Below are 14,944 nucleotides of genomic sequence, written 5' to 3' on the forward strand. Positions count from 1 at the left end.
ATTCTAGCGCCGACGGCCGGTGATGCGCACCCAGCCATCGCGATTGGCGATCGGGTCGAGATCGAAGTCCTGCGCGTACGCGGCAGCGACTTCTTCGCCCTGCTCGGCGAGGATCCCGGACAGCGCCAGACGCCCGCCGGACTTGACCAGGCCTGACAGTTGCGGCGCCAGGGAAACCAGCGGGCCGGCCAGAATGTTGGCCACCAGCACGTCGGCTTTGACCTGCGGCAGATCCTGCGGCAGATACAGTGGAAACAGTTCGTCGGCAATGCCGTTGCGCCCGGCGTTGTCGCGGGACGCTTCCAGCGCCTGCACGTCGATGTCGGTGCCCACGGCTTCTTTCGCGCCGAGCAGCAGGGCGGCGATAGCCAGAATCCCCGAGCCGCAGCCGAAGTCCAGGACGTTGCAGTCTTTCAGATCCTGACCGTCGAGCCATTCCAGGCACAGGGCGGTGGTCGGGTGGGTGCCGGTGCCGAATGCCAGGCCTGGGTCCAGCAGCAGGTTGACCGCGTCAGGGTGCGGTGCGGCGTGCCAGCTCGGTACGATCCACAGGCGCTGGCCGAATTGCATCGGCTGGAAACCGTCCATCCAGCTGCGCTCCCAGTCCTGGTCCTCGATCACTTCGCTGTGATGTTCGGGCAACGGGCTGCCGGTCAACAATTCGAGATGAGCCAGAACCGGCGCCGCTTCGGTACCGCCCTCGAACAGGGCCAGCAGGTGAGTATGCGTCCACAGCGGGGTGGTATTGAGTTCGGGTTCGAAGATCGGCTGATCTTCGGCGTCCATGAAGGTCACCGATACGGCGCCCACTTCAAGGAAAGCGTCTTCGTAGGTTTCGGCTTGTTCCGGGCTGATGGCGAGACGTACTTGCAGCCAAGGCATGGCGGGCACCTGTGAAAAAGATTGATTGCAGCCAGATGGCTGCGAGAAGCGCGCAAGTTTACGCGAGCGCGACGGTTTTGTGGGAGCGGGTAATGTGTGAGCAGATGAAAACTGCGCAAACAACAAAGCCGCCCGAAGGCGGCCTTGTCGTGTGCCGGTGAAAGCTTAGTGCTTGTCGCCGGCCAGCTTGTGCTCGAGGTAGTGAATGTTCACGCCCCCTTTGCAGAAGCCTTCATCGCGGGTCAGGTCACGGTGCAACGGAATGTTGGTCTTGATCCCGTCGACCACGATTTCATCCAGGGCATTGCGCATGCGTGCCATGGCTTCGTCGCGGGTGGCGCCGTAAGTGATCAGCTTGCCGATCAGCGAGTCGTAGTTCGGCGGAACTGCATAACCGCTGTACAGGTGCGAATCAACGCGAACGCCGTTGCCGCCCGGTGCGTGGAAATGCTTGACCGTGCCCGGACTCGGCATGAAGGTGCGCGGGTCTTCGGCGTTGATCCGGCACTCCAGCGCGTGGCCGCGGATGACCACATCTTCCTGGCGGATCGACAGCTTGTTGCCGGCGGCAATGCTGAGCATTTCCTTGACGATGTCGACACCGGTGACCATTTCCGAAACCGGGTGCTCCACCTGAACACGGGTGTTCATTTCGATGAAGTAGAAACGACCGTTCTCATACAGGAACTCGAAGGTGCCGGCACCACGGTAGCCGATGTCGATGCACGCCTGGACGCAGCGAGCGAAGACTTCCTGGCGGGCCTTCTCGTCGATGCCCGGTGCCGGCGCTTCTTCGAGAACCTTCTGGTGGCGGCGCTGCAGCGAGCAGTCGCGGTCGCCCAGATGGATGGCATTGCCCTGGCCGTCGGACAGCACCTGCACTTCGACGTGACGCGGATTGGTCAGGAATTTTTCCAGATAGACCATCGGATTGCCGAACGCCGCGCCAGCTTCGGTGCGAGTCAGTTTGGCGAATGCGACCAGGTCTTCTTCCTTGTGCACCACGCGCATGCCGCGACCACCGCCGCCGCCGGCGGCCTTGATGATCACCGGATAGCCGACCTCGCGGCCGATGCGCAGTGCCGTTTCTTCGTCTTCCGGCAGCGGGCCGTCGGAACCAGGAACGGTTGGAACGCCAGCGGCGATCATCGCGTGCTTGGCCGACACCTTGTCGCCCATCAGGCGAATGGTCTCGGCTTTCGGGCCGATGAAGGCGAAGCCGGAATTCTCGACCTGCTCGGCGAAATCGGCGTTTTCCGCGAGGAAACCGTAGCCTGGGTGAATGGCAGTGGCGCCAGTCACTTCAGCGGCTGCGATGATGGCCGGGATGTGCAGGTAGGATTGCGCAGCGGAAGCCGGGCCGATGCAGACGGATTCGTCTGCCAGACCCAGGTGCATCAGCTCTTTGTCGGCCTTGGAGTAAACGGCGACGGTCTTGATGCCCATCTCTTTGCAGGCACGCAGAATCCGCAGGGCGATCTCACCGCGGTTAGCGATCAGAACTTTTTCCAACTTCGCAGTCATCAAAGGCTCTCCGCAGTTCAAACGATGGTGAACAGCGGTTGGTCGTACTCAACCGGCTGGCCGTCTTCGACGAGGATGGATTCGATCACACCGCTGGTTTCAGCTTCGATGTGGTTCATCATCTTCATGGCTTCGACGATGCACAGAGTGTCGCCTTTCTTCACGGTCTGGCCGACTTCAACGAAGGCTGGCGAGGTTGGCGAAGATTTGCGATAGAAAGTGCCGACCATCGGCGAACGGGCAACGGTGCCGTTCAGCGCCGGAGCAGCCGCGGCAGCCGGAGCGGCGGCAACAGGAGCTGCGGCAGCGGCAGCGGCTGGCGCGGCAACCGGAGCGGCTGCAGGCGCCGGAGCGTAGTACTGCTGGGCTGGAGTCTTGCTGTTACGGCTGATGCGAACGGACTCTTCGCCTTCCTTGATCTCGAGCTCGTCGATGCCGGACTCTTCCAGCAATTCGATCAGTTTCTTAACTTTACGGATATCCATGAATCATCAACTCCCAAGGGTCGGTCAGGGGCGTATAGCTTGTTGTTCAAGCTGCTCTAGTGCAGCCTCCAGGGCCAGTCGGTAACCGCTGGCGCCAAGGCCGCAGATCACTCCCACCGCTACGTCGGAGAAGTAAGAGTGATGGCGGAAAGGTTCGCGTTTGTGCACGTTGGACAAATGCACTTCGATGAATGGGATGCTCACTCCCAGCAGCGCGTCACGTAATGCGACACTTGTGTGTGTAAAAGCTGCCGGATTGATAAGGATGAAGTCCACGCCTTCGCTGCGGGCGGCATGGATGCGATCGATCAATTCGTACTCGGCGTTGCTTTGCAGGTGCAGCAGATGATGGCCGGCTTCGCGGGCGCGGCGTTCCAGATCCTGATTGATCTGCGCCAGGGTGGTCGACCCGTAGGTCCCGGGTTCCCGGGTGCCGAGCAGGTTCAGGTTGGGGCCATGCAGCACCAGTAGCGTCGCCATCTGCGTGTTCCTTGTTTTGGGTGAGCCTTTATCAGAACCCGGCGACTATGCCGCAAAGGCTTTGTGACTGTCCAGTTCTCTGCAATAGCCAGCACGATCTCCGATGTTTGCGCGAAATATGTGACTGGGCAGTGAGATCCGGTCATTCGGGCACCCAAGACCGCATTATCGCGATCAGACGCGGAATGCCTGCACCGCAGTGTGCAGTTGCCCACCCAATACCAGCAGATTCTCCCCCTGTTCGCGTCCTTCACCGATACGAAGCAGGTTATCCCCACCCAATTGATGGATTCGTTCGCTGTGATCGCGGATCTCGCTGACCGCGCCACTTTGTTGTGCCGTGGCTTCGGCGATGCGGACCGCCGTGTCGGAAATGGTCTGGATCGCGCCGACGATCTTGTCCAGCGCACCGTCCGCCGATTGCGCCTGGCTGGCCGTGGCTTCGGCATGCTCCACTTGTGCGCGCATGCCTTCGACCGATTGTCGGGCAGCGGTTTGCAGGCCGGCGATCAGGGTTTGAATTTCAGCGGTGGCGCCGGCGGTGCGTTGCGCCAGCGAGCGGACTTCCTCGGCCACCACGGCGAAGCCGCGACCCATTTCACCGGCGCGGGCGGCTTCGATTGCTGCGTTCAGCGCCAGCAGGTTGGTCTGGTCGGCAATCGAGCGGATCACTGTCAGTACGCCACCGATGGTCGCCGACTCTTGCGCCAGATGTTCGATCATCTGCGCATTGCCTTGTACTTCACCGACCAGGGCATGCAGGCCGGTGAGGCTCTGGCCGATGACTTTCTGCCCGTGCTCGACGGCCAGGCCGGCATGGCGACTGGCATCCGCCGCCTGACGCGCATCACCGGCGACTTGCTGGATGGTCGCTTCCAGTTCGCTGAGGGAGTCGCGGATCAGCGCCGTGTCACCGGCCTGATGTTCGGCGCCGCTGTGCAAGTCGTTGCTCAGTTCGGCCAGCGTGCGGCTGCTGCCCGCCACTTGTTCGGCATTGCCGCGAATAGTGCCCACCAGATCCACCAGATAGGCACGCAGACGATTGAGCGAGGCTTCGATGTCGTGCAGCTCGCGGTTGGTCTTGCCCAGATGGATATCGCGGCTGAAGTCGCCTTCGGCCCAGGTAGACAAAGCGGGTGCGAGGTTGGTCAGGGTGCGGGCCAGGCGTCGCTGCAGGGTGTCGATCAGCAGGGCGATCAACAGGATCAGGCCGATCATCACGCCTTGCATCAGACGCACTTCGCCCTGAATCTGCCCGTGCTGGGCGCGTACCACCGGTTCGAGTCCGGCGATGGCTTGTTGCACGGCAGCGATTTTCTGGTGGGTCGCGGCGCTGAGGTCGGTGCGTTTCTGGATCTGCTCGCGGGTACGTGCCAGTTCGGCCGGATAGCGATTGAGCAGACTGTTGAGGTCGCGTTTGAGGCCTACGCCGGCATCTTCGGCAACCGCTTTTTCGGTGCTTTCGATGCCCATCAACGAGGCGAAATCGTCGCTGCCGGACTCACTGCTGGTCACCACCCCAAGCAAGGGCAAGGCGTCGATCGCCTGGGCCCGGGTACGGATGCTGCTCACTTCGCGCTCGACATCGGCGGCCAGTTCGCTGCGACCGCTGCTGACCAGTTTGTCCCGTGCCAGCGACAATTTGCCCAGGTGTTGCGACGCGGCCAGCAACGGCACCAGATAGGCCGGGTTGCCGCCCGCATAGGTACTGAGCTGGTCGAGGCTGGCGCTCAGCTCGCGCTCGGCCTGGAGCAGCAATGCCTGAGGATCACCGGCCAGTTTGCCGGCAGCGAGGAGGTCGGTCTTGCTGAATTCTTCGAGGCTCGACAGGCTCGGACGCAGCGTCTCGGCCAGCGCCGGTGGCAGTTCGCCGAGTTCTTTCTGCAGGCTGTCGATGGCCTGGCTGGCACTGCTCAGGCGCAGGGCGTCGCCACTGCCGAGGTAGTCCTCGACGTTGCGTGCGACTTCATTCTGAAATTGCTGCGACAGAGCGAGGTAGCGCTCCATCAACAGATACGGACGCTCGAGGGCTTTCTGCGACCACCACAGCGTGGCGCCGAGGGCCACGCAGACGGCGACCAGCAACAGCGTGTTGAGATTGGTGAGCAACTTCAGGCGCATGACGGCTACCAACGGCAGTAATGGTAAGCGCCTGAATTTATTGCGGTTCTGTTACAGGGTTATGACCGAATCGGTCGATTCCGATGAAAAAGTGGCACTTTGCTCCCGCGCGGTTTGCACCCGGTTTCGGCCTTGTGCCTTGGCGCGATACAACGCCTCGTCGGCCTGGCTGGCCATCATCAGGCTGTCGGAATCGTCGCGCATTTCCACCACGCCGGCGCTGAAGGTGCACCACAAATCCTGAGGCTGGGCCGGGTAATGAATCTCGGCGAAGCGCTGGCGGATTTCGTCGAGCACTTTATGGGCAGCTTCTATATCGGTATCGGGCATGACGATGGCGAACTCTTCGCCACCATAACGACCAATGAAGTCGGTCTTGCGCAAACGTTGCTTGAGGAACAGCGCCAGGCTCTTGATCACTCGGTCGCCCATGGGGTGGCCGTGGCTGTCGTTGACCCGCTTGAAGTGGTCGATGTCGAGCATGGCAAAGCTCAACGGCTTGTTCTCGCGACGGGCGCGGAACGAACAGTCTTCGAGCAGTTGCAGGATGTGCGTGTGGTTGTACAGCCCGGTGAGACTGTCGCGGACCATGCGTGCCTTCAGGTTGCGCGCGCGGGCGGCGCGATTGCGTACGGTGGTGATCAGGTGCCGCGGCTTGATCGGCTTGGTCAGGAAGTCGTCGCCGCCCTCGCTCATGGCATCGAGCTGCTTGTCCAGGTCGTCTTCGGCCGACAGATAAATGATCGGCACGCTGACGTAACGGTCGTTGTGGCGGATGACCTTGGCCAGTTCGGTGCCGGTGCAGGCCGGCATGTACATGTCGAGGATGATCAGATCCGGCTGGAAGTCCGCCAGTTCGGCCATTGCCTGAATCGGCTCGATCAGCGTACGGGTCACGATCCCGGCACTGTTGAGCAGCCGCTCGGTGTGCAGGGCCTGGGCGCGGGAATCGTCGATGATCAGCACTTTATAGGGTTCATACTGGGCGACGCAGGTCAGTACTTCGATTTTCTCCAGCAGGCTCGAGGCTTCGAGGGTGCCGGTGAGAAATTCCTGACCGCCGGCGCGCACGGCGGCGAGGCGGGTTGGTGTGTCGGTTTCATGCAGGCTGAAGAACAGCAGTGGCAAGGGTTCTTCCAGACCTTGCTGGGCTTCGGCGGCGAGTTTCAGGCCGACGCCGGCGCCGCTGAAATCCACGTCCATGACGATGGCGGCCGGCAGGCGCTCGACCATCGATGAACGAAACGCCGACACGCTGTCCAGCGCCTGGGCACTCAGGCCGAAGAACTCCAGTTGCTTGGCCAGCCGCTCGGCGCGGTCGTGATCCTGAAGCATCACGTAGATCGGTTTGCGCAGGGGCGGCAGGAAGGTCTGGTCGAGCTGGTCACCATGGCGCAGGCCGGTGCGGGACAAACGTTGCATCAAGCGGTTGAGGTCGGTGATCAGGCCGCTGCTCAGGCGCCCGCGATTGGCGTCCACCGCTTCCAGTGACTGGCTGATGTGGTGGGCCAGTTGGGTGTGCTCGGGCTGTTCGAAGCGCTCGGCGAAACGCAACAGGCGCAAATTGGCCTCGCTCAGCTCGGCGAGGTCGGCCGTGGACCACTCGCTGCGTTGCAGGCGCTGCCATATCTCAAGAATCTGACGTGCCTGATGAATTACCCGCTGGGCAAAGTGGTGCTTGAGGCGCTCACGGCTGGGGTCTTCTGGCTCGGTCATATCCTGACTACTAGTTAGGCTGCATGCTGAGGTCGACTGGTGGCTCTATGCTAGCACCTCTTTTCCCTTACATGAGTGTCGTACGTCAATAATCTGCGGTACGTCACTATTCAGTTTCTGACCGCGTGGTTTCGTCCCGGACCTGCTCGTCGATCAAGTGTCCGTGAACAGGGTTCTTCGGGAAGTTTCCCAAGGCTTTTGAGGAAGCGTCCCGGTGGCGTGAGGGCTTTGTCTGTCAGCGCATTCTGATTTTTCCCCGAGGCGGTTTCGGCAGGATTTCGGACTGGTAGGGTCAGGGAAACCCCTACAAGAATTTCTCCGGATATGAGCCAGTGTTTCAACGAACACCCCAGCGATAACCAGCGTCTGAATCACAGCACCCAGCCGGTTGCAGATTGTGAATGCAACGAAGAAACGTTGTATGGCGAGAAGAGGCGGGTAACTGAGGTCCCCGTGCTGACGTGCCAGTGCATCTGGCGTCGCTTTCAGCAGGAAGCCGAAGCCGTTGTCGCCCCCGATGGCGTGCTGATTGCCGATCCGGTGCAACGCAACCGGGCGATCAACGCCGCCTATGCCCGGCTGTGGTTGCATGACGCGCGATTCCAGTGGGCAGGTCTTGCAGCGTTTGCATCGAAGCAGGTGGGCTGCGGGTTGCTGCATGCGGCCGACAGCATCGAACTGATTCGTCAGGAACACGAGGCACGGCAGCGAATGCGGGAAGGACGCCGCGAGTCCGGACTGCTGACCCCGGCCAGAATGCCCGGGCAGGCGGAGGCCTTGAGTGACTACGAACAGGCGAGAAACCGCAATCCCGTGCCTGCGCTGGATCTGCGCCTACCGGGTGAAGAGCTGTCGTTGGTGCAGCAACAGTACCGCCACGTGTACGACATGATGGCGATGGGCAATACCACGTTGTTTCTGGATGTCTATCCGTTGCATCGGTTTTATGCGGTGCGTGGGTGGGAGGAGTTGAAGAAGTGCTTGAAAGAGCGTGAACGAATTTATGGGCACGCGAAGTTTCCCGTGCTTTGGCCCGTCGGTCAGGAAGCGCTCCCGTTTGGGCAAGCATTTGAGCAAATTCTGAACGCCTTCGAAGCGATAGATGCGGGGAAAATTGCCTCAAGCGTGCAGCATCTGGCCTGGCACGAACAGCAAAACATTCTTCAGCCGAGCATCTACGAAAACCGTCAATTGGTAATGCTGCTGCGTAGCAACCATTTTTCCTACGTGACCGGCTTCCCTTCCGGTGTGGCCCAGGCCATCGAGCTGACCCTCACCAGTCAGTGTCAGCGGGTCGATGACGGTCGCACCATCGATTTTGGCCGCGACCCGCTGGCGGATCTGTCCGACATCGATCAGCGAATGGAGTTTGTCCTGCGGGCGGCAGCCCGTTTTGACCAGATGCTCAATGACAGCAACAGGGACGCACTGGCGCAATCCATTCGAGAAATCGCTGCCAGGGAAGACGCTTGATGCGCTTGCGATCCTGTCTGTCCAGATGGCGCTGTTGGGCATGGCTGATGCTTTGTGGTGTTCTGGCCGTGGCTGCCGCACGCCAGTTGACGCAGCCATTGTGGGGCGACTCCGTGATCGCCATGTCCATAGGCGGAACCTATGAATACATGCGTGACCATTCGACCGCACCCCTCGCTATATGGGGCCATGTTGGCAGGCCCGTTTGGGGTGGCGCTTCCAAAACACCTGCGCGCCTGCGATTTGTCGATCCGCAGTACGGGTTCGAAACGCCGCCGGCGCGGTTCTTTACGTTCACGTTCGAGGGCCATCTGGTCGGTAATATTCGTATGTCTCCTCAGATCGAACCCTTGTTGATCGATGATGCCTTGAAGGTCGTTCTCGATCTGCAAGCCCAATGGTGCGCGAAAGGGTGGAGGCCGCTGGGGACCCCGTTGCATCCCACCATCGCGGACACCCCGGAGTGGCGAGCTTATCTAAGACCGGGGATACGGACTGGAACCACTTACTGGAAGGCCGGCGACCAGTACGAAGTGATGTTGTTCATTGGACGATTCGCCGATTCCAGGCACCCCGACCAGGAGCGCTATCTCATCACCCTGGAACTCAGCAAACCCTGGCGATTCGAGGGTATGGAGCACGTCGATGAAGTACCTCATCCCTTTCCCCCGCCTCAACCCGAACAAGGAGCAATACCATGCCAACCCCCGCGTTCATGACGATCTACGGCAGCCGTCAGGGCTTGATCAGCGCTGGTGCCTTCACCGAACCGTCGGTGGGCAACAGCTACCAGAGCGGGCGGGAAGACAAGATCATGGTTCAGGCCTTCAGTCATGGCATTTTCCTGCCCAAGGGATCGGGTGCCGGGCGGCGGATGCACAAGCCTCTGGTCATTACCAAGGTCATCGACAAGTCGTCGCCGCTGATCCAGATGGCAATGTGTTCGGGTGAGCTGCTGAGCAAGTGTTGTGTAGAGATGTATCGCACATCGGCCCATGGCATTCAGGAGCATTTTTATACGATTGAACTGGAGGACGCGCAGATCGTCAGCGCCGAAGTCTTTATGCCGGACTGTCAGGACCCCGCCGCCTCGCACCTGACGCAACGGGAAAAAGTCCAGTTCAGCTATCGACGCATTTACTGGCGACACGAGATCAGCCGGACGATGGGCTCCGATGAATGGCAGAGCGAGGGCCAGGCATGAGGCTGATTCATCGATCACACGTTACCCAGCTCGAACGCCGACAGGCTTATCCCGTGGATCAGGCACTGGAGCGGGTATGCAAGGCATTGCTCGACCGGCAACCGATCCAGGGCCTGGATCAGCTGCGGGCCGGCCTTGTGGTCGATCTGGACAGCGAGGTGCTGGAGCAGATCGAACAGGGCGAATGGTTGCTGCTCACGGGTGAAACAGAAGGCGGCGACTGGCCGGTCTACGACGCTGCCTTCGATCAGGCGGTGCTCGATCTGATGAACAATCCTCCGGCCCAGCCAGTCCGGATTCCGCGAATCTATCGTCTGGTCGAGAGCATGACCGGCGAGCCGCTGTCGCAGCAGCCCTACATTGCAACGGTTGACGGGGTCCCCATCCAGCGCCGAACCGACGGTGCCGGCATTGCCCATCTATTCATGCCGGACGATACCCGGCAGATCGCAATGAGGATCTTCAACGTCTGAGAGAGGCGTCTATTCTTTCGCTCACGGGCAACGTCCGATTGATTTTCCCCGATGCTCCATTCGTGGGTGCCGGGTCGAGGCACGTTGTTGTATGGTTGCTGTCGAACCGTTGAACCCAAGTTTGAAAGGATATCGCCATGCTGGACTGGAAGAATCGCGCGGGCAGCGCGCCCGAACGTGCCGCCGAGCCGAAATCCGCCACCCGCAGTTATGTGGGCGGCCTGTTGTTCAGCCGTGCGCTGGCCACGCTGGTCGGTATTTACCTGTTGGTGACCATCGCCCTGGGCTGGTACTGGAGCGAGGAGCCGGCCCTGTTCCCGGTGGCGCAGAATGCCCAGCTGGCCGCCGAGAAAGAAGGCAAGCAAATGGTGGTCGGCTACACCACCGTCGAAACCCTCAAGACGGTTGCCGGCACCCTGCTGAACAAGCCGGGTGGCTACATTTCCAACGATCGTTTCCCGCCTGGCCTGTGGATGGACAACATGCCGAGCTGGGAATACGGCGTGCTGGTTCAGGTGCGCGACCTGACCCGTGCCTTGCGCAAGGACTTCGCCCGCTCGCAGTCGCAGTCGGCTGAGGACGCCGATCTGGCCAAGGCCGAGCCGCGCTTCAACTTCGACAACAAGAGCTGGATCCTGCCGTCCAGCGAGTCGGAATACCAGGAAGGCATCAACTCCCTGAGCCGTTATCAGGCGCGCCTGTCCGACCCGACGCAAAAGAATGCGCTGTTCTATGCCCGCGCCGACAACCTGAACAACTGGCTGGGTGATGTCGGGACTCGTCTGGGTTCGCTGTCGCAACGACTGTCGGCCAGTGTGGGTCGGGTCAAGCTCAACACCGCGCTGAAAACCGAAGTCCCGGCGGTGGGTGAAGTGCCGCAGGTGGACGAGGAAGTCGTCGAGACGCCGTGGATGCAGATCGACAACGTGTTCTATGAAGCCCGTGGCCAGGCCTGGGCGCTGTCGCACCTGCTGCGCGCCATCGAGGTCGACTTCGCCGACGTGCTGGCGAAGAAGAACGCCACGGTCAGCGTGCGCCAGATCATCCGTGAGCTGGAGGCTTCCCAGGAAACCGTCTGGAGCCCGATGATCCTCAATGGCAGCGGCTTCGGGATCCTGGCCAACCACTCGCTGGTCATGGCCAACTACATCTCCCGGGCCAACGCCGCCGTGATCGATCTTCGTCAACTGCTCAATCAAGGCTGATTCATGAGCGACAACGCCAGAGAGGCGGCCCACCGCGCCGCCTCGGATGCCGAACGGATCGCCTGGGTCGACGAGCAGGACAACCTGCTCGGCTCCCTCGTCCGCTCCGACTTGCGCGCGCGCGGGCTGATCGGCCGTGGCACCTACATCATGCTGTTCAACTCCGCCGGTGAGCTCTGTGTCCATCGGCGGACCCTGAGCAAAGCCATTTATCCCGGTTACTGGGACGTGGCGGCGGGCGGCATGGTGCAGGCGGACGAAACCTACGCCGAGTCGGCGGCCCGTGAGCTGGAAGAAGAGCTGGGCGTGAGCGGCGTTGAGTTGATGGCGCATGACCATTTTTTCTTCGAGGACCCCGGCAATCGCCTGTGGTGTTCGGCGTTTTCGGCCGTGTGGGACGGGCCGTTGATCCTGCAGCCGGAAGAAGTGCTTGAAGCGCGCTTCATTCCGGTCGATCAGGTCATGCTGGAAATCGAGCAGAAGCCTTATTGCCCGGACTCTCTGGCCGCATTGAAACGCTATCTGAAAGCCCGACAGGGCGACGTCGCAAAGAACTCGTAAATTGGCGCCGATTGGCACTTAGCAATCGGCGTTTTTGCCGTTACACTGCGCGACCTTTTCAAGCTGTGCCGGCCTGCCTTTTGGAAGCAACCGGTGCAGTAGCGCTGCCCCTGCCTGAGTGGGGCTTCGCGGTCGATAGCCTTGCCCAAGGCTGCGATCAGTCTTTGTCCTCCCGAGAGGATTGCCGGTGGCCAAAAAAGCCGCATCCTTCGCCGCCTTGGGCGGCCTGGTATTTTCCACCGACGCAGGTCGTCATTGCCCGGAATGCAGTAAGCCGGTGGACGCCTGTATCTGCAGACAAACCGTGATCCCGGCCGGCGACGGCATTGCCCGCGTGCGTCGCGAGAGCAAGGGTCGTGGCGGCAAGACGGTGACCACCATCACCGGCGTGCCCCTGGCCGAAGACGCGCTCAAGGAGCTGGCGACAACGTTGAAGAAACGTTGCGGCACCGGCGGTGCGTTGAAAGACGGGGTCATCGAGATCCAGGGCGATCACGTCGAGCTACTCTTGGCCGAGTTGGTCAAGCACGGTTTCAAGGCGAAGAAGTCCGGCGGCTAGCAGCCTCTGTGAAAACCACCGGTGGCTTGATCCGGCACTGATGATCATCGGTTCCGGCGTCGTCTCCATGGTTTTCACAGAGCCTGTTCAAGACCGGTTTCTAAACTCAACGCTGTCAGCGCGGTCTACCGCCCCGCTGACGAACCGTCATTTTCATTCTTTAGACTGCGCCGGCCTGCAACCAGGCGACGCACCATGACTTCTTTATAGGGGACTTCGATGTCCGTACGACGCACACGCAAAGACGATGGCAGCCAATGGACAGTTGCGGACAGCCGCAGTGTTTACGGGATTCGCCATTGGGGGGCCGGGTATTTCGCGATCAATGACGCCGGTCGCGTCGAAGTTCGTCCGAACGGCCCGAACAGTTCGCCGATCGACCTGTTCGAACAAGTCGACCAGTTGCGCAAGAGCGGCCTGTCGTTGCCGCTGCTGGTGCGCTTCCCCGACATCCTGCAAGACCGCGTGCGTCAGCTGACCGGTGCTTTCGATGCCAACATCGAGCGTCTGGAATACCAGAGCAAGTACACCGCGCTGTACCCGATCAAGGTCAACCAGCAGGAAGCGGTGATCGAAAACATCATCGCCACCCAGAATGTCTCCATCGGCCTGGAGGCCGGCTCCAAACCTGAGCTGCTGGCCGTGCTGGCGCTGGCGCCGAAGGGCGGCACCATCGTCTGCAACGGTTACAAGGACCGCGAGTTCATCCGTCTGGCACTGATGGGTCAGAAGCTCGGCCACAACGTGTTCATCGTGATCGAGAAAGAGTCCGAAGTCGGTCTGGTGATCGAAGAGGCCGCTTCGCTGCGGGTCAAGCCACAGGTCGGCCTGCGGGTGCGCCTGTCGTCGCTGGCATCGTCGAAGTGGGCGGATACCGGTGGCGAGAAATCCAAGTTCGGTCTGTCGGCGGCGCAACTGCTGTCGGTGGTCGAGCGCTTCCGCGCGGCCGGCCTGGACCAGGGCATTCGCCTGCTGCACTTCCACATGGGTTCGCAGATCGCCAACCTGGCTGACTACCAGCATGGTTTCAAGGAAGCGATCCGTTACTACGGCGAGTTGCGCAACCTCGGCCTGCCGGTCGATCACATCGATGTCGGCGGCGGTCTGGGCGTGGACTACGACGGTACCCACTCGCGCAATGCCAGCTCGATCAACTACGACATGGACGACTACGCCGGTGTCGTGGTGGGCATGCTCAAGGAGTTCTGCGATGCGCAGAGCCTGCCGCATCCGCACATTTTCTCCGAGAGCGGCCGTTCGCTGACCGCCCACCACGCGATGCTGGTGGTGCAGGTGACCGACGTCGAGAAGCACAACGACGACGTGCCGCAGATCGAGAACAAGGAAGCGCTGCCGGAAACCGTGCAGTGGCTGGTCGACCTGCTCGGGCCGACCGACATCGAAATGGTCACCGAAACCTACTGGCGCGCCACCCACTACATGAGCGATGTCGCTGCCCAGTATGCCGACGGCAAACTGACCCTGGCCGAGAAAGCCCTGGCCGAGCAGTGCTATTTCGCCGTGTGCCGTCGCCTGCACAACTCGCTGAAGGCACGTCAGCGTTCGCACCGTCAGGTGCTGGACGAGCTCAATGACAAGCTGGCCGACAAGTACATCTGCAACTTCTCGGTGTTCCAGAGCCTGCCGGACACCTGGGCGATCGATCAGGTGCTGCCGATCATTCCGCTGCACCGTCTCGACGAAGAGCCGCTGCGTCGTGCGGTACTGCAGGATCTGACCTGCGACTCCGACGGCAAGATCAACCAGTACGTCGACGAGCAGAGCATCGAGACCAGCCTGCCGGTGCATGCGCTGAACGAAGGCGAAGACTACTTGCTCGGCGTGTTCCTGGTCGGCGCCTATCAGGAAATCCTCGGCGACATGCACAACCTTTTCGGTGACACCGACTCGGTGAACATCTACCAGAACGCCGACGGCAGCGTGTACCACGCCGGGATCGAGACCCACGACACCATCGAAGACATGCTGCGCTACGTGCACCTGTCGCCGGAAGAGCTGATGACTCACTACCGCGACAAGTGCGCCAGTGCCCGCATCAGCGCCAGCGAGCGCACCCAGTTCCTCGATGCGTTGCGCCTGGGCCTGACCCGCTCCTCCTACCTGTCTTCCTGACGGCAGGTTCCAGCTCCATCGGGTTGTCTGAAATTGTTCCGCACCAAGCGGAAGTTTCAGATGACCTGGTGAGACTTCTCTTCTTCGACTTGCGAATTGACCGTCGCCCTCACGAGAAAAGTGATGTC

14 protein-coding genes are annotated in these 14,944 nt (G+C 61.1%); 8 read left to right on the forward strand and 6 right to left on the reverse strand.

What is annotated here, in order from left to right; all coding sequences use genetic code 11:
* Positions 1-3 precede the first annotated feature (3 nt).
* The 6 genes from prmA to gcbA all read right to left on the reverse strand — a co-directional run bounded on the left by prmA (position 4) and on the right by gcbA (position 7,208).
* Positions 4-882 (reverse strand): 50S ribosomal protein L11 methyltransferase, encoded by an 879-nt coding sequence (gene prmA, locus NWV16_RS04025; protein WP_260522057.1) that lies wholly within the window; start codon positions 880-882, stop codon positions 4-6.
* A 165-nt stretch (positions 883-1,047) separates the two neighbouring features.
* On the reverse strand, positions 1,048-2,406 hold the full coding sequence (gene accC / locus NWV16_RS04030) for an acetyl-CoA carboxylase biotin carboxylase subunit (RefSeq protein ID WP_065260263.1): 1,359 nt from the start codon (positions 2,404-2,406) through the stop codon (positions 1,048-1,050).
* A gap of 17 nt (positions 2,407-2,423) precedes the next feature.
* Positions 2,424-2,891, reverse strand: coding sequence for an acetyl-CoA carboxylase biotin carboxyl carrier protein (gene accB, locus NWV16_RS04035; protein WP_065260262.1), 468 nt, complete (start codon positions 2,889-2,891; stop codon positions 2,424-2,426).
* 24 nt (positions 2,892-2,915) lie between these two features.
* Positions 2,916-3,371, reverse strand: a complete 456-nt coding sequence (gene aroQ / locus NWV16_RS04040) for a type II 3-dehydroquinate dehydratase (protein ID WP_065260261.1) — start codon at positions 3,369-3,371, stop codon at positions 2,916-2,918.
* A 174-nt stretch (positions 3,372-3,545) separates the two neighbouring features.
* Positions 3,546-5,492, reverse strand: a complete 1,947-nt coding sequence (locus tag NWV16_RS04045; protein WP_260522058.1) for a methyl-accepting chemotaxis protein — start codon at positions 5,490-5,492, stop codon at positions 3,546-3,548.
* A gap of 51 nt (positions 5,493-5,543) precedes the next feature.
* A complete protein-coding gene (gene gcbA, locus NWV16_RS04050) occupies positions 5,544-7,208 on the reverse strand; it encodes a diguanylate cyclase GcbA (protein ID WP_065260259.1) in 1,665 nt (554 codons plus the stop codon).
* A 324-nt stretch (positions 7,209-7,532) separates the two neighbouring features.
* On the opposite strand from gcbA, the gene NWV16_RS04055 reads away from it, so the two are divergent.
* From NWV16_RS04055 to speA, 8 genes are all read left to right on the forward strand, one after another.
* The gene (locus NWV16_RS04055; RefSeq protein ID WP_260522059.1) at positions 7,533-8,681 is read left to right on the forward strand and encodes a DUF2515 family protein; all 1,149 of its coding nucleotides are present in this window, start codon (positions 7,533-7,535) and stop codon (positions 8,679-8,681) included.
* Between the two features lie 68 nt (positions 8,682-8,749).
* Complete coding sequence (locus NWV16_RS04060) at positions 8,750-9,400, forward strand: hypothetical protein (protein WP_260522060.1); 651 nt, start codon at positions 8,750-8,752, stop codon at positions 9,398-9,400.
* Positions 9,379-9,885 (forward strand): Hcp family type VI secretion system effector, encoded by a 507-nt coding sequence (locus tag NWV16_RS04065; protein WP_260522061.1) that lies wholly within the window; start codon positions 9,379-9,381, stop codon positions 9,883-9,885. The genes NWV16_RS04060 and NWV16_RS04065 overlap by 22 nt, the downstream gene beginning before the upstream one ends.
* Positions 9,882-10,358 (forward strand): hypothetical protein, encoded by a 477-nt coding sequence (locus NWV16_RS04070; RefSeq protein WP_260522062.1) that lies wholly within the window; start codon positions 9,882-9,884, stop codon positions 10,356-10,358. Before NWV16_RS04065 ends, NWV16_RS04070 begins: the two co-directional genes overlap by 4 nt.
* Positions 10,359-10,495: 137 nt before the next feature.
* Positions 10,496-11,563 (forward strand): DUF2333 family protein, encoded by a 1,068-nt coding sequence (locus NWV16_RS04075; protein WP_065260254.1) that lies wholly within the window; start codon positions 10,496-10,498, stop codon positions 11,561-11,563.
* 3 nt (positions 11,564-11,566) lie between these two features.
* Complete coding sequence (locus NWV16_RS04080; protein WP_260522063.1) at positions 11,567-12,124, forward strand: NUDIX hydrolase; 558 nt, start codon at positions 11,567-11,569, stop codon at positions 12,122-12,124.
* Between the two features lie 187 nt (positions 12,125-12,311).
* A complete protein-coding gene (locus NWV16_RS04085) occupies positions 12,312-12,683 on the forward strand; it encodes a translation initiation factor Sui1 (protein WP_065260252.1) in 372 nt (123 codons plus the stop codon).
* Between the two features lie 219 nt (positions 12,684-12,902).
* Positions 12,903-14,816 carry an arginine decarboxylase gene (gene speA / locus NWV16_RS04090; RefSeq protein ID WP_065260251.1) on the forward strand — a complete coding sequence of 638 codons (1,914 nt, stop codon included), beginning with the start codon at positions 12,903-12,905 and terminating at the stop codon, positions 14,814-14,816.
* The last annotated feature ends 128 nt before the right edge of the window (positions 14,817-14,944 follow it).

The sequence above is a fragment of the Pseudomonas sp. BW7P1 genome, from assembly GCF_024981055.1.
GTDB lineage: Bacteria > Pseudomonadota > Gammaproteobacteria > Pseudomonadales > Pseudomonadaceae > Aquipseudomonas > Aquipseudomonas bananamidigenes.

What these genes read in the sequence shown, in the direction of transcription:
- NWV16_RS04080 (WP_260522063.1), top strand. Translation starts at nt 11,567, where the DNA reads ATGAGCGACAACGCCAGAGAGGCGGCCCACCGCGCCGCCTCGGATGCC.
- NWV16_RS04075 (WP_065260254.1), top strand. Translation starts at nt 10,496, where the DNA reads ATGCTGGACTGGAAGAATCGCGCGGGCAGCGCGCCCGAACGTGCCGCC.
- accC (WP_065260263.1), bottom strand. Translation starts at nt 2,406, where the DNA reads ATGACTGCGAAGTTGGAAAAAGTTCTGATCGCTAACCGCGGTGAGATC.
- NWV16_RS04070 (WP_260522062.1), top strand. Translation starts at nt 9,882, where the DNA reads ATGAGGCTGATTCATCGATCACACGTTACCCAGCTCGAACGCCGACAG.
- NWV16_RS04065 (WP_260522061.1), top strand. Translation starts at nt 9,379, where the DNA reads ATGCCAACCCCCGCGTTCATGACGATCTACGGCAGCCGTCAGGGCTTG.
- NWV16_RS04045 (WP_260522058.1), bottom strand. Translation starts at nt 5,492, where the DNA reads ATGCGCCTGAAGTTGCTCACCAATCTCAACACGCTGTTGCTGGTCGCC.
- gcbA (WP_065260259.1), bottom strand. Translation starts at nt 7,208, where the DNA reads ATGACCGAGCCAGAAGACCCCAGCCGTGAGCGCCTCAAGCACCACTTT.
- speA (WP_065260251.1), top strand. Translation starts at nt 12,903, where the DNA reads ATGTCCGTACGACGCACACGCAAAGACGATGGCAGCCAATGGACAGTT.
- aroQ (WP_065260261.1), bottom strand. Translation starts at nt 3,371, where the DNA reads ATGGCGACGCTACTGGTGCTGCATGGCCCCAACCTGAACCTGCTCGGC.
- NWV16_RS04055 (WP_260522059.1), top strand. Translation starts at nt 7,533, where the DNA reads ATGAGCCAGTGTTTCAACGAACACCCCAGCGATAACCAGCGTCTGAAT.
- prmA (WP_260522057.1), bottom strand. Translation starts at nt 882, where the DNA reads ATGCCTTGGCTGCAAGTACGTCTCGCCATCAGCCCGGAACAAGCCGAA.
- accB (WP_065260262.1), bottom strand. Translation starts at nt 2,891, where the DNA reads ATGGATATCCGTAAAGTTAAGAAACTGATCGAATTGCTGGAAGAGTCC.